A 22722-nucleotide genomic window follows, 5' to 3' on the forward strand; every position below is an offset into this window, starting at 1 on the left:
TTCTGCTGCGGTCAGCCGGCCAGCGGCCGACTCTACCGATCACTTCTTCTTGACCGGAGCCGACGCGGCGGTGGCCGGGACCGGGTCGCCGCCATGGCGCTTGGTCATCCACCACTGCTGCAGCAGGCCCAGGCCGCCGTTGACCACCCAGTACAGGACCAGGCCGGACGGCATGAAGGCCATCATGACGCCGAACACCAGCGGCATGAACTGCATCATCTTCTGCTGCATCGGGTCCATGCCCGGCGCAGGCGTGAGCTTCTGGGTGAACCACATCACCGCCACGTTGATCACCGGCAGGATGAAGTACGGGTCACGCGCGGTCAGGTCCTGGATCCAGCCCAGCCACGGCGCCTGGCGCAGTTCGACCGACTCCACCAGCACCCAGTACAGGGCGAAGAAGATCGGCATCTGGATGAGGATCGGCAGGCAGCCGCCCATCGGATTGATCTTCTCCTTCTTGTACAGCTCCATCATCGCGGTCTGGAACTTCTGGCGGTCATCGCCATAGCGTTCCTTCAGCTGCTGGATGCGCGGCTGGAAGCGGCGCATCTTGGCGCCACTCTTGTATTGCACGGCCGACAGCGGGTACAGCACCAGCTTCAGCAGCACCACCAGGCCGACGATCGCCCAGCCCCAGTTGCCGACCAGCTTGTGCACCTGGTTGAGCACCCAGAACAGGCCCTGGCCGATCACCGCCATCATCGAGAAACGGCTGTAGTCGACCACGCGATCCAGGCCCGGCACGTCTTCCTTGGCGATCAGGTTGACCAGCTTGGGGCCGACCCACAGGCGCGCTTCGGTGCTGGTGGACTGGCCCGGGGCCAGGGTAAAGGCCGGTCCGCGCGCTTCGATCAGGTCACGACCGTCCACCTGCGACAGCACGTAGTGGGCGACCTGGTCCTTCTGCGGGATCCACGCGGTGAAGAAGTGGTGCTGCAGCATCGCCAGCCAGCCGCCGGTGATGTTCTGGTTCAGCGCACCGTCCTCCAGGTAATCCTTGAACGCACGACGCTGGTACTTTTTGTCGTTGTCGTACCAGGTGGCACCGTTGAAGCTGAAGGAATCCGGGTTGGTCATGCTCCGCGACAGGATGGTCGGGGTGCGATCCAGGGTGCGGTAGACGTAGCCGTTCCACGTGGTGGCGCCGGCATTGCTGACTTCATCCTTGAAGCGCACGGCGTACTCGTTGCGCGAGACGGTGAGGGTGCGCTTGATGGTCACGCCGTTGTCGGCGGTCCACACGAACGGGATCTGCAGTTCGTTCTGGCCCTTGGCCAGCACGAAGTCGCGGGTGTCACCGACCAGCTTGAAGCCGTCGGCGCCGGGCACCGGGGCGTTCTTGTCCTGGCTTGCCCAGCCGCTGATCGCGCTGTACGGATGCGCGGGATCTTCGGTCAGCAGGCGGACCGGCGGGCTGCCTTCATCCTTGGTCTGCGGGAACTGCAGCAGCTCGGCGTCGAGCACGCGGCCCCCGTCCAGTACCAGGCGCAGGACGTCGGTGGTGACGGTCACGCGCTGGGCGGCCGGGGTCGCGCTGGCCTGGGCCTGCGTGGGCGCCTGGCCCGGGGCCGCCGGCACCTGGGCGGTGGGAACGCTGCCTGCGGCGGCGCCCGGCACGGTCTGCGCCGCGGCCGGGGCAGAACGGGTCGTCGGAGCAGGGGTCGGAGCGGCCTGCTCGCGGCTCCACTCCATCCACAGCAGCACGGCCACCATCAGCCAGGCAAAAATGAGAAATACGCGGGTCTGGTTCATCAGCGGACAGGCTCGGCGGGGCCGGAACGCGGTGCCGGCTCGGTCAAAGAGGGAGTTGCGATGCCATCAGGCGGCGGCATTGTGCCGTCCACGCCCGGCGCGGGCAATGCACGCAGGCGGCGCAGCAGGCGCAGGAAGGCCTGGCGGATGTCGTCATTGCTGGCGTGACGCGCAGCACTACGGGCCACGACGACAAAGTCGCCTGGCTGGATATCGGTTCGTGTCTGACGCAGGATGTCGCGCAGGACGCGCTTGATCCGGTTGCGCCCCACGGCGTTCGGATCGACCTTGCGGGAAACCGCCAGACCCAGCCTGGCCGGCCGGTCAGCCGGCAGCCAGTGCAGGGTCATCAGCGGATCGGACACACGGCGGGCGCCGTTGAAGACCGTTGAGTATTCGGCACGCGTGCGAACCCGCGCAGAGCGAGGGAATCGCTTGCGCAGGTCTGCAGTATTCACTGTCGAAGGGATTGCGTCTGCCGCGATGTGCGGCATGGCAATCAGGCGCTCAGGACTTTGCGGCCCTTGGCGCGGCGACGCGACAGGATCTTGCGGCCGTCAGCGGTCTTCATACGGGCACGGAAGCCGTGGTCGCGCTTACGCTTGAGGTTGCTGGGCTGGTAGGTGCGCTTGGTGGCCATTGGGGCCTCTCGTATGAATGGGACGGAAAGAACCGGAAATTCTAGAGAGGTACCCCACCCCGCGTCAAGCCCTGGGGACTACGCGAATTCACCGGCCTGTGCAATAGCTGTGGATGTTTTTGTGAATAAGTAGGGGACAAGCATTCCGAAGGCGGGCGCTCGGTGGTAGTCTGAGCCATCCATTTCCCCCCTTTCCGGCCTGTGTTTGGGCGCCTTGTCGCGCCCCCACCCCGGCCATCGGACGATTATTGCTGATGGATGCCTGGTCCCGTAGTCTCGAACGCCTCGAAGCGGAGTTCCCGCCTGAAGACGTTCACACCTGGTTGAAGCCGCTGCAGGCCGATCTGCGCGTGGACAGCCTGGTGCTGTATGCACCGAATGCCTTCATCGTCGACCAGGTGCGCGAGCTGTACCTGCCGCGCATCCGCGAGCTGCTGGCGCATTTCGCTGGTTTCAGCGACGTTTTTCTTGAAATCGGCTCCCGTCCGCGCCCGGTAGAGGCGCAGACCGCGCCGGTTTCCACGCATTCGGCGCACGCAGCCAGCGAACCCCAGGTGCCGTTCGCCGGCAATCTGGACAGCCATTACACCTTCGCCAACTTCGTCGAAGGCCGCAGCAACCAGCTCGGCCTCGCCGCTGCGTTCCAGGCAGCGCAGAAACCGGGCGATCGCGCACACAATCCGCTGCTGCTGTACGGAGGCACCGGACTGGGCAAGACCCACCTGATGTTCGCCGCCGGCAACGCCATGCGCCAGGCCAATCCGGGTGCGAAGGTGCTGTACCTGCGCTCGGAACAGTTCTTCAGCGCGATGATCCGGGCCTTGCAGGAAAAGACCATGGATCAGTTCAAGCGCCAGTTCCAGCAGGTCGACGCGCTGCTGATCGACGACATCCAGTTCTTCGCCGGCAAGGATCGCACCCAGGAAGAGTTCTTCCACACCTTCAACGCCCTGTTCGACGGCAAGCAGCAGATCATCCTGACCTGTGACCGGTACCCGCGTGAGGTCGAAGGGCTGGAAGCGCGCCTCAAGTCGCGGCTTGCCTGGGGACTGTCGGTCGCAATCGAACCGCCTGACTTCGAGACCCGTGCGGCGATCGTGCTGGCCAAGGCGCGCGAACGCGGTGCGGAGATTCCCGATGATGTTGCGTTCCTGATCGCCAAGAAGATGCGCTCCAATGTGCGCGACCTCGAGGGCGCGCTGAATACCCTGACCGCCCGCGCCAACTTCACCGGCCGTGCGATCACCACCGAGTTCGCGCAGGAAACCCTGCGTGACCTGCTGCGCGCCCAGCAGCAGGCGATCAGCATTCCCAACATCCAGAAAACCGTTGCCGACTACTACGGGCTGCAGATCAAGGATCTGCTGTCCAAGCGCCGCACCCGCTCGCTGGCCCGTCCGCGCCAGGTCGCCATGGCCCTGACCAAGGAGTTGACCGAGCACAGCCTGCCCGAGATCGGCGACGCATTCGCCGGTCGCGATCACACCACGGTGCTGCATGCCTGCCGTCAGATCCGGACGTTGATGGAAACCGACGGCAAGCTCCGCGAAGACTGGGACAAGCTGATCCGGAAGCTGAGCGAATGATGCACGGACGCCGATGAGGCGTCATCGCACAAAACGGTGCAGAATCCGGTAGCAAGCGCGGGATGAGTTGTGGATAAAAAAGGCGCCTGACAACGCGCGGAATTTATCCACAGCTTTCCCCACCCTCTGGGGGGCGGTAATACAGAGGGTTTCGAGGCCAGAAATCCTTTTTATTACAAAGACTTAACGTTGTTTTCCAGCGATTCTGTCTCTACCAGCACCACCAAGCTTTTGATTTATTCCACATTTTTTAAAGCATAGGGGCACGGAACCACATGCGTTTCACACTGCAGCGCGAAGCCTTTCTCAAGCCGTTGGCACAGGTCGTCAACGTGGTCGAACGCCGCCAGACCCTTCCGGTTCTGGCCAATTTCCTGGTCCAGGTGCAGAACGGCCAGCTTTCGCTGACCGGTACCGACCTGGAAGTGGAGATGGTGTCGCGGATCGCGGTTGAAGATGCCCAGGACGGCGAAACCACCATTCCGGCGCGCAAGCTGTTCGAGATCATCCGCGCCCTGCCCGATGGCAGCCGGATCACCGTCTCGCAGACCGGTGACAAGATCACCGTGCAGGCGGGTCGCAGCCGCTTCACCCTGGCAACGCTGCCGTCCAACGACTTCCCGTCGGTAGACGAGGTGGAAGCCACCGAGCGCGTGGCGATCGGCGAAGCGACCCTGAAGGAGCTGATTGAACGCACTGCGTTCGCGATGGCCCAGCAGGACGTGCGCTACTACCTCAACGGCCTGCTGTTCGACCTGCGTGGCGATGCGCTGCGTACGGTGGCCACCGACGGACACCGCCTCGCCCTGTGTGAAACGGATCTGGCCAAGCCCAGCGGCTCCAAGCGACAGATCATCGTGCCGCGCAAGGGCGTGACCGAGCTGCAGCGCCTTCTGGAGAGCGGCGACCGGGAGATCGAGCTGGAGGTAGGCCGCAGCCACGTGCGCGTGAAGCGGGACGATGTCACGTTCACCTCGAAGCTGATTGACGGTCGTTTCCCGGACTATGAAGCGGTGATTCCGATTGGTGCCGACCGCGAAGTGAAGGTCGACCGTGAGGCACTGCGCGCCTCGCTGCAGCGTGCGGCCATCCTGTCCAACGAGAAGTACCGCGGCATCCGCGTGGAAGTTTCGCCGGGCAACCTGAAGATCAGCGCGCATAACCCGGAACAGGAAGAAGCGCAGGAAGAGATCGAAGCCGATACCACCGTCAGCGATCTGGCCATCGGCTTCAATGTGAATTACCTGCTGGACGCCCTGTCCGCATTGCGCGACGAAGAGGTCATCATCCAGCTGCGCGACTCCAATTCGTCGGCGCTGGTGCGCGAGTCCAGCAGCGAGAAGTCCCGCCATGTGGTGATGCCGCTGCGTCTCTGACGGTTGCGCTGTTCCACGTGGAACCAGAAGACGCCCGGAACGTTCCGGGCGTTTTTTTTGGGGGGGGGGCCACGTGGAGCATCCCGTTTCTCCATCGTGCTGCAAGGGGCCAGTCCCCGGTGTGGCAGATCCCTATAGCTGTTCTGCCTGCCCGGATCCGCGTAGTTGCTCCTGTTGCTGACGCGACTATCCACAGACGTCGTTGCAGGCGCTGTGTGCCCTTCCTAGCTTCTAAATCTGGGTATAAATCTAAAGCCTGGTGGTGATGGTAGAGCCAGATTTCGTGGAAAACAGGGTCATCTCATTGATTTCATTGGTTTTTAGTGCAATGAAACCCCCTGCATATCGGCGCCTGGGGCTGGGGGGGAACCTGTGGATAGATTTCAGGCAGGGCCAAAGCGGCTTTTTTATCCACAGATTGCCCATACCTTGTGTATAAGTAATACCGGGTCGCTGTGCATAGCGTGAAACCGCTGGCTTGAAATTCTTGAAATCTGTGGAACCGCCACGGGTGTTGGTGCGCAGATTTCAAGGAAATGCGGCAGGTTTTTTGCGGGCCGTCGTCCGTAAGCCGGTCAGGACACGTTCGCAACCGCGCCATGGTCTGCAGGGCGATAGCCTGACGCCAACGGCGGACTTGACCGATGCAGTAAGCTGATGGATTCCCTGCCCCTCTACCGCTTCGTGCGGATGGTCCTTCGCACCCCATGCAGATCCGTCGCCTCGTCCTGCACCATCTGCGCCGCTTCGCCGTGGTGGATCTGTCGCCACAACCGGGATTGAATCTGCTGACGGGCGACAATGGGGCCGGCAAGACCAGTGTGCTGGAGGCGTTGCATCTGATGGCTTACGGGCGCAGCTTCCGTGGTCGGGTGCGCGACGGCCTGGTGCGCCAGGGCCAGGATGCGCTGGACATCTTTGTGGAATGGGACGAACAGCGCGGCCAGTCATCGCCGCACCGCCGCAAGGCCGGTCTCCGCCATAGCGGACAGGACTGGAAGGGGCGTCTGGATGGTGAAGATGTCAGCCAGCTTGGCAATCTATGTGCTGCACTGGCGGTGGTGACGTTCGAGCCGGGCAGCCATGCTCTGGTCAGCGGTGGTGGTGAGCCCCGTCGGCGTTTCCTCGATTGGGGATTGTTCCACGTGGAACCGGATTTTCTGTCCCTGTGGCGCCGCTACTCACGGGCGCTCAAGCAGCGCAACGCCCTGCTCAAGCAGGGAGGGCCGGCGAGGATGCTCGATACGTGGGATCACGAACTGGCTGAGGCCGGCGAACCGTTGACCAGCCGACGTCAGCGTTATCTGGAGCGGCTGCAGGAGCGCACCATCGCGCTGGCGGCCAGTCTTGCCCCCCAGCTGGGTATCCAGGCGCTGGACCTGAGTCCGGGATGGCGCCGCCACGAACTGCCGCTGGCCGATGCACTGCTGTTGGCACGCGAGCGGGACCGGCAGGCGGGCTATACATCCGTTGGGCCCCATCGGGCGGACTGGAGCGTGGACTTCAGCCATATTCCAGGGCGGGACGCGCTGTCGCGCGGCCAGGCCAAACTCACGGCCTTGGCGTGTCTGCTGGCCCAGGCCGAAGACTATGCGGAACAGCGCGGGGAATGGCCGGTCATTGCTCTGGACGATCTGGCCTCCGAACTGGATCGCACCCACCAGGCGCGGGTGCTGGAGCGCCTGCTTGCCGGCCCGGCGCAGATCTTCGTCACGGCAACCGAAACGCCGGCCGCGCTGCAGGCGCTGACCGACATCACCCGGTTCCACGTGGAACATGGACAGATCGTGGCTGTGCCATAGTGCGTACAACAGGGCCGCTCGACCCTGGCTGGTATAATTCGGGTTGCAATCCTTTCATTCTCGGCGCACCGCTTCCTGTGGTGCCCGACCTGCGGAGCCTACGGCAAGCGCAATGAGCGACGAACAGAACACCCCGGTAAACAATGGCAACTACGACGCCAACAGCATCACCGCCCTGGAAGGCCTGGAGGCTGTCCGCAAGCGTCCCGGTATGTACATCGGCGACGTCCATGACGGTACCGGCCTGCACCACATGGTGTTCGAGGTGGTCGACAACTCCATCGATGAGGCGCTGGCCGGTCATGCTGACCATGTCGCGGTGACGATCCACGCCGACGGTTCGGTGTCGGTCTCCGACAACGGTCGTGGTATTCCGGTCGGCAAGCATGAGCAGATGAGCGCCAAGCTGGGCCGCGAAGTCTCGGCAGCCGAAGTGGTGATGACGGTCCTGCACGCCGGTGGCAAGTTCGACGACAACAGCTACAAGGTTTCCGGCGGCCTGCATGGTGTGGGTGTCAGCGTGGTCAATGCGCTGTCGCAGAAGCTGCTGGTGGACGTATTCCAGGGCGGCTTCCATTACCAGCAGGAATTCAGCAACGGCGCTGCCGTCAGCCCGCTGGCCAAGCTGGAAAGCACCACCAAGCGCGGCACGACCGTGCGCTTCTGGCCGTCGACCGTCGCGTTCCACGACAACGTCGAATTCCACTACGACATCCTGGCCCGTCGCCTGCGTGAACTGTCGTTCCTGAACTCCGGCGTCAAGATCGTGCTGGCGGACGAACGCGGCGATGGCCGGCGCGACGACTTCCACTATGAAGGCGGCATCCGCAGTTTCGTCGAGCATCTGGCCCAGCTGAAGACGCCGCTGCATCCGAACGTCATCGCGGTCAGCGGCGAATCCAACGGCATCACCGTGGAAGTGGCGCTGCAGTGGACCGATTCCTACCAGGAAACGATGTACTGCTTCACCAACAATATTCCGCAGAAGGACGGCGGCACCCATCTGGCCGGTTTCCGCGGTGCGTTGACCCGTGTGCTCAACAACTACATCGAGCAGAACGGCATCGCCAAGCAGGCAAAGATCAACCTGACCGGCGATGACATGCGAGAGGGCATGATCGCGGTGCTGTCGGTGAAGGTGCCCGATCCCAGCTTCTCCAGCCAGACCAAGGAAAAGCTGGTCAGCTCGGACGTGCGTCCGGCCGTGGAAAGTGCCTTCGGCCAGCGTCTGGAAGAATTCCTGCAGGAGAATCCGAACGAAGCGAAGGCGATTGCCGGCAAGATCGTCGATGCCGCGCGCGCGCGCGAAGCGGCCCGCAAGGCCCGTGACCTGACGCGCCGCAAGGGCGCGTTGGATATCGCCGGCCTGCCGGGCAAGCTGGCCGACTGCCAGGAGAAGGATCCGGCGCTGTCCGAGCTGTTCATCGTCGAGGGTGACTCGGCAGGTGGTTCGGCCAAGCAGGGTCGCAACCGCAAGAACCAGGCGGTGCTGCCGCTGCGCGGCAAGATCCTCAACGTGGAACGTGCGCGCTTCGACCGCATGCTGTCGTCCGACCAGGTCGGCACGCTGATCACCGCGCTCGGTACCGGCATCGGCCGTGATGAGTACAACCCGGACAAGCTGCGCTACCACAAGATCATCATCATGACCGACGCCGACGTCGACGGCGCCCATATCCGCACGCTGCTGCTGACGTTCTTCTACCGTCAGATGCCGGAGCTGATCGAGCGCGGCTACGTCTACATCGGCCTGCCGCCGCTGTACAAGATCAAGCAGGGCAAGCAGGAGCTGTACCTGAAGGATGATCCGGCGCTGGACAGCTATCTGGCCAGCAGCGCGGTGGAGAACGCGTCGCTGGTGCCGGCCGCCGGCGAGCCCGGCATCGAAGGCGTTGCCCTGGAGAAGCTGCTGCTGGCCTACGCGTCCGCGCAGGACGCGATCGAACGCAATGCGCATCGCTATGATCGCAACCTGCTCGAAGCGCTGGTCGACTTCATGCCGCTGGAACCGGACACCCTGCGCAATGCCGGACAAGGCGAAGGCCTGGACGCGCTGGCCAGGCGCCTGAACCAGGGCAGCCTGGGCAGCCCGCGTTTCAGCCTGGAACTGCAGGAGGCCAATGAACAGCGCCCCGCGGCCGTGCTGGTGACCCGACGCCACATGGGCGAGGAGCACATCCAGGTGCTGCCGCTTTCGGCCCTGGAAACCGGCGAACTGCGCGCGATCCACCAGGCAGCCAAGCTGCTGCATGGCCTGGTACGCGAGGGGGCGACCATCACCCGCGGTGCCAAGTCGATCGAGGTCGATTCGTTCGTCAAGGCGCAGAACTGGTTGCTGGATGAAGCCAAGCGCGGTCGCCAGATCCAGCGCTTCAAGGGCCTGGGTGAAATGAACCCGGAACAGCTGTGGGATACCACCGTGAATCCGGATACCCGCCGCCTGCTGCAGGTACGCATCGAAGACGCCGTGGCCGCCGATCAGATCTTCAGCACCCTGATGGGCGATGTCGTCGAGCCGCGTCGCGACTTCATCGAAGACAACGCACTGAAGGTCGCCAACCTGGATATCTGACACAATCGGGACGTGGCCGGTGCGCGGGGAGGCGCGCCGGCCCTTGCCCCTTGATCGCAGGTATCTGATGTCCGCTTCCGCTCCGGTTTCCGCACCGCCGCCGGTTCCGCCGGCGACCGCCGCCCCCCGCGCCGCTTCGCCGCTGGCGGGATTCTTCATCGATCTGGGCATCGCCGCCGTCACCCTGTTCGGCCTGAGCCTGATCAGTGGCCTGTTCTGGGGCCTGTACCGCGGAATGATGGTCGGCTACGCAAACGCGAAGGCCAACGGCGCCGCACCCGATCCCGGCACCCTGACCGAAGCACTGGGCCAGCCGGGTGCCCTGGCGCAGATCCTGATGGCGCTGTTCGCTACCGGCGGCGCGGCCCTGCTGCTGTATTTCTGGCGACGACCGGCCAATGCGGCCGAACGCCAGGCGTCGCGTGACGCGCTGCGCCGGCCCTCCACCTGGGGCTGGACGCTGCTGGTGGCCACGTTGATCGTAGTGGGCAGCAACGGCATCGCCTTCCTGTCCCGGCAGTTCGGCATCGAACCGGTGCCGACCAACGTGGAACTGATGCAGAACGCGGTCGCGCGCTTTCCGCTGTTCCTGATGCTGTTCGCGGTGGTGCTGGCGCCGGCCTACGAGGAACTGCTGTTCCGGCGCGTCCTGTTCGGGCGCTTGTGGCAGGCCGGTCGCCCCTGGCTGGGCATGATACTGAGCAGCCTTGCCTTCGCCCTGATCCATGAAATTCCCGGCACCAGCGCCAACGGCCCGGCCGAGATCGCCCAGCTCTGGCTGGTCTACGGCGGCATGGGCGCTGCATTCTGCTGGCTGTACCGCCGTACCGGAACGCTGTGGGCGGCCATCGCCGCACATGCCCTGAACAATGCCGTGGCACTGGTGGCGCTGGTGTTCTTCGGCGCGACGTAACGGCTGTCCGCTTGACGAAAGATTAAGCAGCGACGATACACACTGCGCTCATGAACACGGGGGTGGACCCATGAAACAACTGCTGCTGGCCCTTGTCATCACCACCCTGGTCAGCGCCTGCGCGACCACCACCTCGCCGACCGGACGGCGGCAGATGATCGGTGGCGTCTCGCAGGCACAGCTTGACCAGCTCGGCGCGCAGGCGTTCGCCGAGACGAAGCAGAAGGAAAAGATCAGCACGGACGGCCGGCAGAACGGCTACGTGCAGTGCGTGGTCAACGCGCTGGTCGCCCAGCTGCCTCCACAATACCGTGGCGTACGGTGGGAAACCGCCGTGTTCGTCGACAAGGAACCCAATGCTTTCGCCCTGCCTGGCGGCAAGGTGGGCGTGAACACCGGCATCTTCACCGTAGCCAGGAACCAGGACCAGCTGGCGGCCGTGATCGGCCACGAGATCGGCCATGTCATCGCCCGCCACCACGAGGAGCGCATCACCCGGCAGATGGGCGCGCAGACCGGCCTGGCGGTACTCGGCGCACTGGCCGGCGCTGCCTATGGCGAAGGCGCGGCCAGCACGGTCAACCAGCTTGGCGGCATGGGGGCACAGACGGCGTTCCTGCTGCCGGGCTCGCGGACCCAGGAAAGCGAGGCGGACGTGATCGGCCAGCGGCTGATGGCGCAGGCCGGCTTCAACCCGGCGCAGGCGGTGGACCTGTGGCAGAACATGATGGCCGCCAGCGGCGGACGCAGCCCGCAATGGCTGTCCACCCACCCCGATCCGGCCAACCGGATCCAGGAGCTGCGACGTGATTCCCCTGCCCTGATGCCGGTCTACCAGCAGGCGCAGGCGGCCGGACTGCGACCAAAGTGCGGATGAGTGCGCAGTTTCATGCTGTATTGCAGCACATAAAACGATTTCTCACGCCATCTGTTTCTGATACGTTTGGCGGCTCAGATTTTTCTGACAGTCCGACTTTGCCGCTATCCGGCGGTTCGATCGAGGTGAACGATGATTTTCCGTAAACACAAAGCTGTGCTTTCCGTCCTCGTCGCGACCGCCCTGACCGGCGCCGTGGTCACCGATGCGCTCGCGCAGTCCTCGCGTTCCTCCGACCGTGGCAACCGCGGCGGCAGCAGCAAGCAGGCCAAGGCCGAACCGCTGTACCCCAATGCGACCCGCCAGGAGCCGGCGGCCAAGTCCTCGGCCAAGATGGGTGGCAAGCTGCAGAAACTGGTAGACAGCTACAACAAGGAAAAGTTCCCGGAGACCCGCACCCAGGCCGACGCGATCCTGGCTGACAGCGCCGCGAACGAGTACGACAAGTCGCTGGCCGCGCAGCTGGCTTCGCAGGCCGCCTACCAGACCGACGATGTCGCCGCCGCCATCGCCTACCTGAAGCAGGTGCTGCAGTTCAACGGCCTGGACAACAACGGCCACTTCCAGTCGATGCTGATGCTGGGCCAGCTGCAGCTGCAGGAAGACCAGACCGCCGAAGGCCTGGCCACCCTGGACAAGTACTTCGCCGAGAGCAAGTCGACCAAGCCGGAAGAGCTGATCGCCAAGGGCCAGGCGCTGTACCAGCTGGAGCGCTACCAGGAAGCGATCCCGGTGCTGAAGCAGGCGATCGCCGGCTCCACCGAGCCGAAGGACAGCTGGAACCAGCTGCTGATGGCCGCCCTGTCCGAGGCCGGCCAGACCGGTGAAGCCGTGCAGGCCGCCGAGGCCCTGGCGGCGAAGAACCCGAACGACAAGAAGGCGCAGCTGAACCTGGCCAACATGTACATGCAGGCCGACCAGATGCCCAAGGCCGCCGCGGTGATGGACAAGCTGCGCAGCAGCGGCCAGCTCACCGAAGAGCGCGAGTACAAGCAGCTGTACTCGATCTATGCCAACACCGAGAACAAGGAAAAGGACGTCATCGCGGTCATCAACGAAGGGTTGCAGAAGGGCATCCTGAAGCCGGATTACCAGGTCTACCTGGCGCTGGCCCAGTCCTACTACTACTCCGACCAGGTGCCGCAGGCGATCGATGCGTGGCAGAAGGCCGCCCCGCTGTCCAAGGACGGTGAGACCTACCTGAACCTGGCACGCGTCCTGCATGCCGAAGGTCGCGTCCCCGAGGCCAAGCAGGCCGCCCAGCAGGCGCTGGCGAAGGGCGTGAAGAACCAGGCTGATGCCAAGAAAATCATCAACCTGAAGTAAGTAGGAATAACGCCTGAACGCCTGCTCAGTTGATGCGCAGGCGCTCAGGATTGGTATAAGCTTGGAGGTTCCTGCGGTGTCATGCACCGCTGATCAGGGATTCCGCCCCCGGCATCCCGGCCCCACTATTGAGCTCTTGGCGCATGACGGAACAACTAGTCGTTCACCGGTACGAACAACCCGATGACAAGGGGCTGAGCTGGCCTCGCATCGTCGGCATCGCGTTTGTAATCGCCCTGCATCTGGCCGCCTTCATGATGCTTCTGATCCCTGCCGTGGCTCCCAAGGCCGCTGCGGAGAAGGAACGCAATGTGATGGTGACCATCGTCGACGCACCGCCGCCGCCGCCCCCGCCGCCGCCGCCGCCGCCGCCGACAGATACTCCGCCGCCGCCGGTGAAGAATCTGTCGCCGCCGAAGCCGTCGCCGGTCCCGCCGCCGCCGCAGGCGCCGGTCGTGGACGTGCCGGAACCGCGTCCGAACGATATCGTCACTCCGCCGACCCCGCCGTCGCCGCCAAGCCCGCCGGCGTCGATCGAGGCCAGCGTGGACATCTCGTCCAAGGCGATGAATCCCCCGCGTTATCCGCCGGCAGCATTCCGCGCAGGTATCCAGGGTGAAGTGATCCTGATCATTGATGTCGATGCCAGCGGCAACGTCACCAATGTCACGGTGGAAAAGTCCAGCCGTAACCGCGACCTGGACCGTGCTGCGATGGAAGCAGCACGCAAGTGGCGCTTCAACGCCGCTGAATCTGGCGGTAAGAAGACGGCAGGTCGCGTTCGCGTCCCGGTCAACTTTGCGCTGAACTGATGCGTTCGGGTGGCTTCGGGCCACCCCCGCTCCGGTTCGATTGTTTAGCTTAGCTACACCCTTTATCACCACACACAACAAAGGTAAGCGTCATGCTGCAGGAAATTTTCATCGCCGCTGCTGCCGGGGGCAATCCGTCCAACGCCCTGTCGCAGATGGGCTTCGAGCACCTGATCCACGAAATGACCACCAAGCCGGGTGATTTCGCTGTTTCCTGGGTCGTGCTGCTGACCCTGGTGATCATGTCGGCCATGTCCTGGTACTGGACCGTCATCAACATCTTCCGCGCCACCCGCCTGAAGAGCGCTGCCGATCGCGTCGTCAGCCTGTTCTGGGACACCCCGAACGCGCAGGACGCCATCCGTGCGATGGAAGAGCAGCCGGCTTCGGAGCCGTTCTCGAAGATCGCCCTGGACGCTGCCCAGGCAGCTGCCCACCACCAGCGCGCTGAAGGCGGCGGTACCGGTGGCCTGGGTGAGAACCTGAGCCGTTCGGAATTCGTCGACCGCGCCCTGCGTCAGGCCGTCACCCGCGAAAGCAACAAGCTGCAGTCGGGCATGACCCTGCTGGCCACCGTCGGCGCGACCGCTCCGTTCGTCGGTCTGCTGGGTACCGTGTGGGGCATCTACGGTGCGCTGATCAAGATCGGTGCCACCGGCTCCGCTTCGATCGACGCCGTTGCCGGCCCGGTGGGTGAAGCGCTGATCATGACCGCGATCGGTCTGTTCGTCGCGATCCCGGCCGTGTTCGCCTTCAACTTCTTCAGCAAGATCAACAGCGCGACCATCAGCAAGTTCGATACCTTCGCGCACGACCTGCACGACTTCTTCGCCACCGGTTCGCGCGTCCGCTAATTGCGGCGCGCTTCCACCCGCGACGAAGCAAGTAGTCATCAAGATCTAGACGGAGCCCGTTATGGCTTTCAGTAGTGGTAACAGCGGCGGCCCCATGGCCGACATCAACGTTACGCCCCTCGTGGACGTGATGCTGGTGCTGCTGATCATCTTCATCATCACGGCGCCCCTGATGTCCCACAAGGTCAAGGTGGATCTGCCGGAAGCCAACCTGATCCAGAATCCGGATGACGCCGAAAAGCGCTCCGGTCCGATCACCCTGGCAGTCAAGGAAGACGGCTCGATCTACTGGAACGACGAAGAAATCACCAAGCAGACGCTCGAGTCGCGCTTGGCGACCGCCGCCCAGCAGACCCCGCAGCCGCCGCTGAACCTGCGTGGTGACCGCACCACCAAGATGCGCGTCATCAACGACCTGACCAAGGTCGCGCAGGAGCAGGGCATGCTGGACGTCGGCTTCGTCGCGACCAAAGAAAAGGGGCAATAAGCCATGGCATTCAGTAGTGGTGGTGGCAAGGGCCCCATGGCCGACATCAACGTCACGCCCCTCGTGGACGTGATGCTGGTGCTGCTGATCATCTTCATCGTGACCGCGCCGATCATGACCTACCCGATCGCCGTGGACCTGCCGCAGCGCGTGCTCAACCCACCGCCGCAGCTGGTCGAACCGCCGCCGCCGATCGAACTGAAGATCGACGCCAGCAACCAGGTCTCGTGGAACAACAGCCCGATCAGCACCAGCGAGCTGCAGCAGCGGATGGAACAGGAGGTCCAGCGTGACCCGACCAACCAGCCGGAACTGCGGATCGATGCAAGCCCGGATTCCGAGTACGACGTGATGGCCAAGGTTCTGGCTGCCGCGAAGAATGCTCAGATGAAGAAGATCGGCTTCGTACAGCAGTAAACGCAATACCGCAACACAACAGTCATGACGCGACTGCAGACGCCCCTGGAGACAGGGGCGTCTTTTTTTGTGCCTGCGAAGCCCGACGGGGTCAGATCCCTTTCCCTGCGGAAAAGGGATCTGACCCCCTCTGACTTCACGCGCCCGCTATGATCGGCGCATGCTCGCCCTCTTCGACTCCCTCCGCCACTGGCTTGATGGCATTGCCCACCTGGGTTCGATCCTGGCCGTGGCCTACCTGCTGTACCTGCTCGCGCTGGCGGGCTGGATCATGCTGCAGAAGCGCGAACCGGTAGCCACGCTGAGCTGGATCCTGTCGCTGGCCCTGCTGCCCTACCTCGGCCTTTTCATCTATTACCTGCTCGGTCCGCAGAAGGTGAAGCGGCAGCGCCTGCGTCGTGGCCGCGCGCGATCGGGGATGGAGCATTACAGCGACGTCTGCCCGCCCGATGCCGATTGCACCGAGCTGGCCAAGATCGCCCAGGCCACCACCGGACTGGCGCCGAGCAGTGCCACCGAAGTGACCTGGCTGGTCGATGGCGCGGCGACCTATGCCGCGCTGCTGGAAGCGGTGGCGCAGGCGCGTGACCACGTGCATCTGGAGTACTACATCTTCAATCCCGACCATGCCGGAACCGCACTGCGTGATGCCCTGGTCGAACGTGCCCGCGCCGGCGTGCAGGTGCGGCTGCTGCTCGATGCAGTGGGCTCGTCCGCGGTGCCGCGACGCTTCCTGCAGCCGCTGCTCGACGCCGGCGGTGAAGCGGTCTGGTTCCATCCCCGCCAGCTGCTGAAGCCCTTCAAGCGACCGTGGCTGAACCTGCGCACCCACCGCAAGCTGGTGATCGTCGATGGCCGCCTCGCCTTCACCGGCGGCATCAACATCACCGATGACGAGGATGAGAGCCGCAACGCCAACGCCTATCGCGACCTGCACATGCGCATCCGCGGTCACGTGGTCCGCAGCCTGCAACTGGTGTTTGCCGAGGACTGGCTCTACGCCAGCGGTCAGGACCACTCGCATTTCGACATCGCGCGGATGTGGCCGGCGGACATGCCGCTCCGCGGCGAAGGCTCGATCAACGCACAGGTGCTGGTGTCCGGCCCGGACTCGGGCTGGGAGACCATCCACCGGCTCCACGTGGCGGCCATCCAGGAAGCGCAGGAGCGCGTGTGGCTGGTCACGCCCTACTTCGTGCCGGGCGAAGCCGCGCGGATGGCGCTGACCTCGGCCGCGCTGGGGGGGCTGGACGTGCGGCTGCTGGTGCCGAAGATGAGCGATTCCTGGTTCGTGACCCAGGCCGCACGGTCCTACTTCGACGAGCTGCTGCACGCCGGGGTGAAGATCTACGAGTACGGCCCCCGCATGCTGCATACCAAGGCCTTCATCGCCGACGACGATGTCTGCATCGTCGGCAGTGCCAACTTCGACCATCGCAGCTTCCGCCTGAACTTCGAACTGTCGATGATGATCAGCGACCGCGAGCGGGTGGCCGCCCTGGCGGCCCTGCTGGAGGCCGAGTTCGAGCGCGCTACCCGCGTGCACGACCAGGCCGCGGCCCGCTCGCTGTGGCTGCAACGCCTGCCCGAGGCCTTCGCGCGCCTGGCCTCGCCGCTGCTGTAAGGCGGCGCTACACTGCGGCGATCATCCGGGGAGCCTGACTATGTACTGGTTGTACCTGCTGCCGGCGCTGGGCTGTTTCGCCTTCGCGCTGAAAACCCCAAGCCCGGGGCTGATGGCGCTGGCGCTGCTGGCGGCCCTCGCCTTCCTGCTGGCCTGGGTGCGTGGCCGCTACGTGGCCCGGTTCGGTGATCTGCAGAGTGATCCCTCAACCCTGATCGATGCCGACGAGCTGCGCCGCCTGCGTGAGCAGGCCGAGGCCCGTGGCGCGGATCAACGCGACGAACACGATCCGTCCCCTCTTTCCAAGTAGTACCGTTCGATGACCCAGCTCAGTGTCAACGTCAACAAGATCGCCGTCCTGCGCAATTCGCGCGGTGGTGCCGAACCCGATGTGGTGCGTGCCGCCCAGGCCTGCCTGGATGCCGGCGCCCATGGCATCACCGTGCATCCGCGACCTGATCGACGCCACATCACCGCCGAGGACGTGCTTGCGCTGTCCACGCTGACCCGCGTCCGTGGCGTCGAATTCAACATCGAAGGCAATCCCTTCGCACCGCCACGCGACGGCTACCCGGGGCTGCTGCCGCTGTGCGCGCAGACGCGTCCGGCGCAGGCCACCCTGGTGCCGGACGGCGATGGCCAGATCACCTCCGACCACGGTTTCGACTTCGAGCGCGACGGCGAGCGCCTGCGTCCGCTGGTGGCGGAGTTGAAGGCGATGGGCTGCCGGGTCAGCCTGTTCGTCGATGCCGGCAACCCGCTGCTGGAACAGGCGGCCGAGGTCGGCGCCGATCGCATCGAGCTGTACACCGGACCCTATGCCGAAGCGCACGCCGCAGGCGACGCCGCAGCGATGCTGGCGCTGTTCGCCACGGCCGCGCGCCGCGCGCAGGCCGTTGGGCTTGGTGTGAACGCCGGCCATGATCTGTCGCAGGACAACCTGCGTGACTTCCTGGCGAACGTGCCGGAGGTGCTGGAGGTCTCGATCGGGCATGCGCTGATCGGCGAGGCCCTGTATGACGGGCTGGATGCGACCGTTCGGGGCTATCTGGCGCTGCTCTGAGGTAGCGCCGGACCCTGCCCGGCGGGGCCAATACTGTTGTCGCAGCCGCTGAGACGGCAGCGGCGTAGGCTACCCACATGGGTATCGCGATCAAAGGCCGAGGGTCCAGCTCCCACCTTGCCGGGCGCTTCGAGAGCACCGTCAGCGAGGCAGTGGACGACGGCTGGGAAGTGGATGAAAGCGAAGAGTTCGCGGCCCCCCGTCTGCGCACCGAGGTACGCGCTGAAACCGCGCGCAGCATCATCAGCCGCAATACCTCCCCGGACGTGGGCTTCAGCCAGTCGGTCAATCCGTATCGTGGCTGCGAGCACGGTTGTTCCTACTGCTTCGCGCGCCCGTCGCATGCCTATCTGAACCTGTCGCCGGGCCTGGATTTCGAGACCAAGCTGTTTGCCAAGACCAATGCGCCGCAGCTGCTGCGCAAGGAGCTGTCCCGGCCAGGCTACGTCCCGCAACCGATCGCGCTCGGCATCAATACCGATGCGTACCAGCCGATCGAGCGCAAGTTCAAGCTGACCCGTCAGTTGATCGAGGTGATGCTGGAGACGAAGCATCCGTTCTCGCTGATCACCAAGAACGCGCTGGTCGAGCGCGATATCGACCTGCTTGCGCCACTGGCGGCAGAGAACCTGGCCAGCGTGCATTTCTCGGTGACCTCGCTGGATCCACGCCTGTCGGCGAAGCTCGAGCCGCGCGCCTCTGCACCGCACGCGCGCCTGCGCGCGATGAAGCGTCTGCACGAGGCGGGCATTCCGGTTGGCGTGATGGTTGCGCCGGTGATTCCGTGGATCAATGACAGTGAACTGGAAGGCGTGCTCGAAGCGGCGCACGCGTCGGGCGCGCGTACTGCCGGCTATGTGCTGCTGCGCCTGCCTCTGGAGGTTGCACCGCTGTTCCGCGACTGGCTGGACGCCCACCATCCGGATCGCGCCGCGCACGTGATGAGCACCATCCAGCAGCTGCGCGGTGGCAAGGACTATGACAGCCGCTTCGGCACGCGCATGCGGGGCCAGGGGGTCTATGCGGATCTGTTGAACAACCGCTTCAAGCTGGCGCGCAAGCGCCTGGGCTTCGACGCCCAGAACAGCCACTGGCCGAAACTGGATTGCAGCCGCTTCCAGAAGCCACTGCCGCCGAAGGTGGATTCGCCTCAGGGGTCGTTGTTCTGAAGTAGTGGCACTGGCTACTGCGGAACGCGTATGGAAAACCGTGATCACGATCTGCGCCTCGGCGACGGATACGACATCGCGACTGCGCACATCGCTCTGTTCAACTGTGTGAACTCCAGATTACTATCCACTTCCTCCTGAACTCACGGTTCAGGCGAAAGCGACTTCAGATCTGGCAACACAAGGAATAAAAGCGAGCATGAAGCTCCGTTCGAAAGGCGTGTCTACCACCGCCGCACTTCTGCTGCCCGTGCTGATATCGGGCTTCCTCCTGGCACCTCCTGCGTCCGCGAAAAAGGCAACCAGGGTCTTCTATCAGAACAACAACGGGGACTCCGGAATCAAGGATCTGGACAAGATCACCGTTACCCATCTGCGTGGTCCATCAGTTGGCACTTCAGGTGTCATCTCGATTGGCATAGGGGTGTCCTACCACTCGGACGCGTCGATGCCCGCCAGGACAGCGGTGGAACAGGAAACCGACGATCGTCGTGATGACTGCGGCGAGCGCAAGGGCAACCCCGTTGTGCTCTACACCGGCAACAAGGTCGAAATCGAACGGGACTTCACCGTCGGTGGGGAGATGGGCCTGTACCTGGAGCGCACCTACAACCATCACTGGAGTGCTGCTGGCCTGTTTGGCAACCACTGGATCAGCAACTTCGACTACAGCATCGCATTCTCGAACGCGCAGAAGACGGCCTGGGCACAGCGGCCGGACGGTCGCAGGCTCAAGTTCGTCTGGAGCGAAGCGAACGGGCGCTGGAACGAGGATCGTGCCAAGCCGATCGCCTACCTGACAAAGAACAGCGATGGCAGCTTCACCCTGTACAACGAGGAGCTGGGCAGCGAGCGGTACGACGCCGCTGGATACATTACCGAGCTTCGCAATGAGCAGGGCGTCTTCTGGACATTCACGTACAGCGACAAGTATCTGCAGAAGGTTACGCATTCCTCCGGCCGCAGCATCCAGTTCGTCTGGTCCAATGGATCGCTGACACAGGTCAAGGATCCTGCGGGCAACGTCTACCAGTACACCTATACCCCGAATGCGTTCGGCACGGGGCGTGCGCGTCTTGCCAGCGCAACCCTACCGGGTTCGCCGCAGACCACGATCAGCTACCACTACGAGGACGCGCGATATCCAGGTGGCTTCACCGGCAAGTCCTACAACGGCGTGCGCTACTCTACTTTCGCCTACGATGCCAACAGGCGAGCAACGCTCTCGGAACATGCCGGCGGTATCGAGCGGCACACCTTCAGTTACGCCATCGAGAGCAGCGCGCCGGTGGCGGTCCCTCCAGCGCCAGTGCATCCAGGCGGCATCCGGGGCAACGAAGAGACGGGTTGGTGTGAGTACAGACCGGGCCAAGGCAATATCTGCATCCAGCCCCGGTCCTTGCCCGGCGGCCCAGTTCAAATCGCCGCCGATCCGAGCGCCCAAGGCGTGCTGTTGGCCGCAGCCGGGGATCGGACCCGTCCGGTCAAACTGAAGGTCAGCGAGACCAATCCACTCGGCCGCACGACAACGTATGCCTATGAGGACGGACGCCAGGTGTCGGTGACCGGCAACCGGTCAACGACCTGTCCCGCCAGCTACAAGGAACGCACCTACGATGCCAATGGCAATCCTGACCTCGTTCACGACTTTGTCGACAACGTCACCGATTTTGATTACAGCCCCGATGGCAATCTGCTGAGGAAGGCCGAGGCCGTTGGCAGCGCTGCGGAACGTGTCACGCTCTATCAGTGGGATGCGGCGGGACGGCATCTGCTGAAGGAAACGCGGGTTGGTGATCGCGAGACCAGCTTCAGCTATGACAGCCGCGGTAACGTCAGCTCGGTCACGACACGAAATCTCAGTGCTGCCGGCGTCAATGGTCAGGCCAGAACCACTCAGTACACCTATACCTACCACGCCAATGGACTGACGGCTTCCGTCAAGGAAGATGGCCCCTTGGCGCAGGACGACATCACGTCCACCTTCAATGCGAAGGGAGATCTGTCCAGTGTCACCAACGCGTTGGGGCACAGGGTGACGTACGCCGCCTACAACGAACTGGGGCAGCCGGGCCGTATCACCGGACCCAATGGCGATGTCCGTGAAATCACCTATGACGCTCGCGGCCGTGTTCTGGTAGACCGGATCAACACAGGGTCCGGTTGGGCAACGACCACAACGACGTACAACGCGACGGGCGACATTGCCAGCATCACCACACCTGTGGGAATCAAGACGCTATACAGCTACGACGCTGGCCGGCGCCTGATGAGCGAAGTTCAGCCGATTGGGGACGGCAACTGGCTGTGGACGCGTCACACGTATGACACCGCATCCAATCGCACACGCACTGAAATCGCGCAGACGGACTATTCCAGCGAGAGCGTTGTCAGGGGCGTAATCGACGAGGTCACCCACGACGCGCAATGGAACTGGTTCGTGCGAGGCTGGGCCTGCTCCTCGGGATCGGCTTCGTCCATCCAGGTTGATGGCTATGCGGAGGGCGGAACCTATCTCGGCAGCGCACAGGCGAACCTCGCCAGCGAGAGCCAGGTAGCATCCGCGTGCCAGGCAACAGGAAACGCATATCGATTCCAGCTCCCCCTCACGCTGGAACAGCGCCAGCAGCTGGGTGGGAAAAAGATCACGCTCTACGGCCACTCTCCGCTGGGCGCGCAGTACAACCGAGCTCTGGACAACTCCAGCACCTTCTCCATTCCCACCGCGCACATCATCGGTGATGTTGCAGGGATCATGAATGATGGGAACTGGAACTATTCCGTGCAGGGATGGGCCTGCTCGGTAGGAGTCAACGCCGCGACCACGGTTCATGTCTACGCAGGTGGACCTGCAGGGAGCGGCACCTACCTCGGCAGTGTGACCGGTATGTTGATCCCGAATGACGATGTGAAAGAGGCTTGCCAATCACAAGGCTCTTACTGGTTCGGACTTGCATTGGATGCAAATACACGAAGCGTTCATGGCGGAAAGCCGCTTTATGTTCATGGCATCTCTCCCTGGGGCGGCCCCAACCTGGCCATCAATCGGTCCGGCACGTTCACCGTTCCAACCATCTCGCGTACTGCTGAGCTGGTGCAGGCGTCAGCCGGCCCAGAGCACATCTTCAATGGTGAAACGTCCACGGTGACATTCCAGTTCCGGAACACCGGCAACGTTGTCTGGAACCCCGGTGACACCTACTTGGCGCTGACGACGTTGCGGACGAGTCAATCCGTGGGGCTCAACAATACGGTGGCTCCTGGTGCCGTCGCGACCTTCACCATCAACGTCTCGCCGGTCAACAGTGGCAGCGGAGTTGCCCAGTTCCAGTACTTCGGGCAGCTCGCATCCGGTGCAACCGCCTGGGGACCTAAGGGACAGATAACGATCAGAGCCGAGAACCATACAGGAAGCTGCAACCTGATCTTCTGTGAACAACCCCGCTAAG

At 63.7% G+C, this 22722-nt stretch carries 19 protein-coding genes; 16 read left to right on the forward strand and 3 right to left on the reverse strand.

The window, feature by feature from the left end:
* Positions 1-39 precede the first annotated feature (39 nt).
* Genes yidC through rpmH form a run of 3 tightly spaced genes read right to left on the reverse strand, consistent with a single transcriptional unit; the run spans position 40 to position 2395 of the window.
* On the reverse strand, positions 40-1755 hold the full coding sequence (yidC, locus tag ABE543_RS08270) for a membrane protein insertase YidC (protein WP_346475568.1): 1716 nt from the start codon (positions 1753-1755) through the stop codon (positions 40-42).
* Positions 1755-2249: a ribonuclease P protein component gene (rnpA, locus tag ABE543_RS08275; protein ID WP_262218830.1), complete on the reverse strand. Its 495-nt coding sequence runs from the start codon at positions 2247-2249 to the stop codon at positions 1755-1757. The genes yidC and rnpA overlap by 1 nt, the downstream gene beginning before the upstream one ends.
* 5 nt (positions 2250-2254) lie before the next feature.
* Positions 2255-2395, reverse strand: coding sequence for a 50S ribosomal protein L34 (rpmH, locus tag ABE543_RS08280; RefSeq protein ID WP_005411729.1), 141 nt, complete (start codon positions 2393-2395; stop codon positions 2255-2257).
* A gap of 254 nt (positions 2396-2649) precedes the next feature.
* On the opposite strand from rpmH, the gene dnaA reads away from it, so the two are divergent.
* The 16 genes from dnaA to ABE543_RS08360 all read left to right on the forward strand — a co-directional run bounded on the left by dnaA (position 2650) and on the right by ABE543_RS08360 (position 22721).
* Positions 2650-3981 carry a chromosomal replication initiator protein DnaA gene (gene dnaA, locus ABE543_RS08285; protein ID WP_065174068.1) on the forward strand — a complete coding sequence of 444 codons (1332 nt, stop codon included), beginning with the start codon at positions 2650-2652 and terminating at the stop codon, positions 3979-3981.
* Between the two features lie 275 nt (positions 3982-4256).
* Positions 4257-5357 carry a DNA polymerase III subunit beta gene (gene dnaN, locus ABE543_RS08290; RefSeq protein ID WP_005411731.1) on the forward strand — a complete coding sequence of 367 codons (1101 nt, stop codon included), beginning with the start codon at positions 4257-4259 and terminating at the stop codon, positions 5355-5357.
* A 707-nt stretch (positions 5358-6064) separates the two neighbouring features.
* Positions 6065-7159, forward strand: a complete 1095-nt coding sequence (gene recF / locus ABE543_RS08295) for a DNA replication/repair protein RecF (protein ID WP_065182135.1) — start codon at positions 6065-6067, stop codon at positions 7157-7159.
* A gap of 112 nt (positions 7160-7271) precedes the next feature.
* Positions 7272-9731, forward strand: a complete 2460-nt coding sequence (gene gyrB, locus ABE543_RS08300) for a DNA topoisomerase (ATP-hydrolyzing) subunit B (protein WP_164151460.1) — start codon at positions 7272-7274, stop codon at positions 9729-9731.
* Positions 9732-9798: 67 nt separating this feature from the next.
* Positions 9799-10644, forward strand: a complete 846-nt coding sequence (locus tag ABE543_RS08305) for a CPBP family intramembrane glutamic endopeptidase (RefSeq protein WP_053517218.1) — start codon at positions 9799-9801, stop codon at positions 10642-10644.
* 70 nt (positions 10645-10714) lie between these two features.
* Complete coding sequence (locus ABE543_RS08310; protein WP_053517217.1) at positions 10715-11521, forward strand: M48 family metallopeptidase; 807 nt, start codon at positions 10715-10717, stop codon at positions 11519-11521.
* A gap of 132 nt (positions 11522-11653) precedes the next feature.
* Positions 11654-12847, forward strand: coding sequence for a tetratricopeptide repeat protein (locus ABE543_RS08315; RefSeq protein WP_128987818.1), 1194 nt, complete (start codon positions 11654-11656; stop codon positions 12845-12847).
* A gap of 254 nt (positions 12848-13101) precedes the next feature.
* Positions 13102-13659: an energy transducer TonB gene (locus ABE543_RS08320; protein WP_180876273.1), complete on the forward strand. Its 558-nt coding sequence runs from the start codon at positions 13102-13104 to the stop codon at positions 13657-13659.
* Positions 13660-13751: 92 nt separating this feature from the next.
* On the forward strand, positions 13752-14513 hold the full coding sequence (gene exbB, locus ABE543_RS08325) for a TonB-system energizer ExbB (protein ID WP_053517213.1): 762 nt from the start codon (positions 13752-13754) through the stop codon (positions 14511-14513).
* 61 nt (positions 14514-14574) lie between these two features.
* Positions 14575-15000 carry a biopolymer transporter ExbD gene (locus ABE543_RS08330; RefSeq protein WP_053517212.1) on the forward strand — a complete coding sequence of 142 codons (426 nt, stop codon included), beginning with the start codon at positions 14575-14577 and terminating at the stop codon, positions 14998-15000.
* Between the two features lie 3 nt (positions 15001-15003).
* Complete coding sequence (locus ABE543_RS08335; protein WP_053517211.1) at positions 15004-15417, forward strand: biopolymer transporter ExbD; 414 nt, start codon at positions 15004-15006, stop codon at positions 15415-15417.
* A 160-nt stretch (positions 15418-15577) separates the two neighbouring features.
* Positions 15578-17041 carry a cardiolipin synthase gene (cls, locus tag ABE543_RS08340; RefSeq protein ID WP_346475569.1) on the forward strand — a complete coding sequence of 488 codons (1464 nt, stop codon included), beginning with the start codon at positions 15578-15580 and terminating at the stop codon, positions 17039-17041.
* A 40-nt stretch (positions 17042-17081) separates the two neighbouring features.
* Positions 17082-17351 carry a hypothetical protein gene (locus tag ABE543_RS08345; protein WP_053517208.1) on the forward strand — a complete coding sequence of 90 codons (270 nt, stop codon included), beginning with the start codon at positions 17082-17084 and terminating at the stop codon, positions 17349-17351.
* Between the two features lie 9 nt (positions 17352-17360).
* Entirely contained in the window at positions 17361-18104 is a 744-nt protein-coding gene (locus ABE543_RS08350; RefSeq protein ID WP_065182131.1) for a pyridoxine 5'-phosphate synthase, read from the forward strand.
* Positions 18105-18181: 77 nt separating this feature from the next.
* Entirely contained in the window at positions 18182-19273 is a 1092-nt protein-coding gene (locus ABE543_RS08355; protein WP_346475570.1) for a PA0069 family radical SAM protein, read from the forward strand.
* Positions 19274-19472: 199 nt separating this feature from the next.
* On the forward strand, positions 19473-22721 hold the full coding sequence (locus ABE543_RS08360; RefSeq protein ID WP_346475571.1) for a DUF6531 domain-containing protein: 3249 nt from the start codon (positions 19473-19475) through the stop codon (positions 22719-22721).
* Position 22722 lies beyond the last annotated feature (1 nt).

It is taken from the genome of Stenotrophomonas sp. TWI169, assembly GCF_039674705.1.
Classification (GTDB): Bacteria; Pseudomonadota; Gammaproteobacteria; order Xanthomonadales; family Xanthomonadaceae; genus Stenotrophomonas; species Stenotrophomonas maltophilia_P.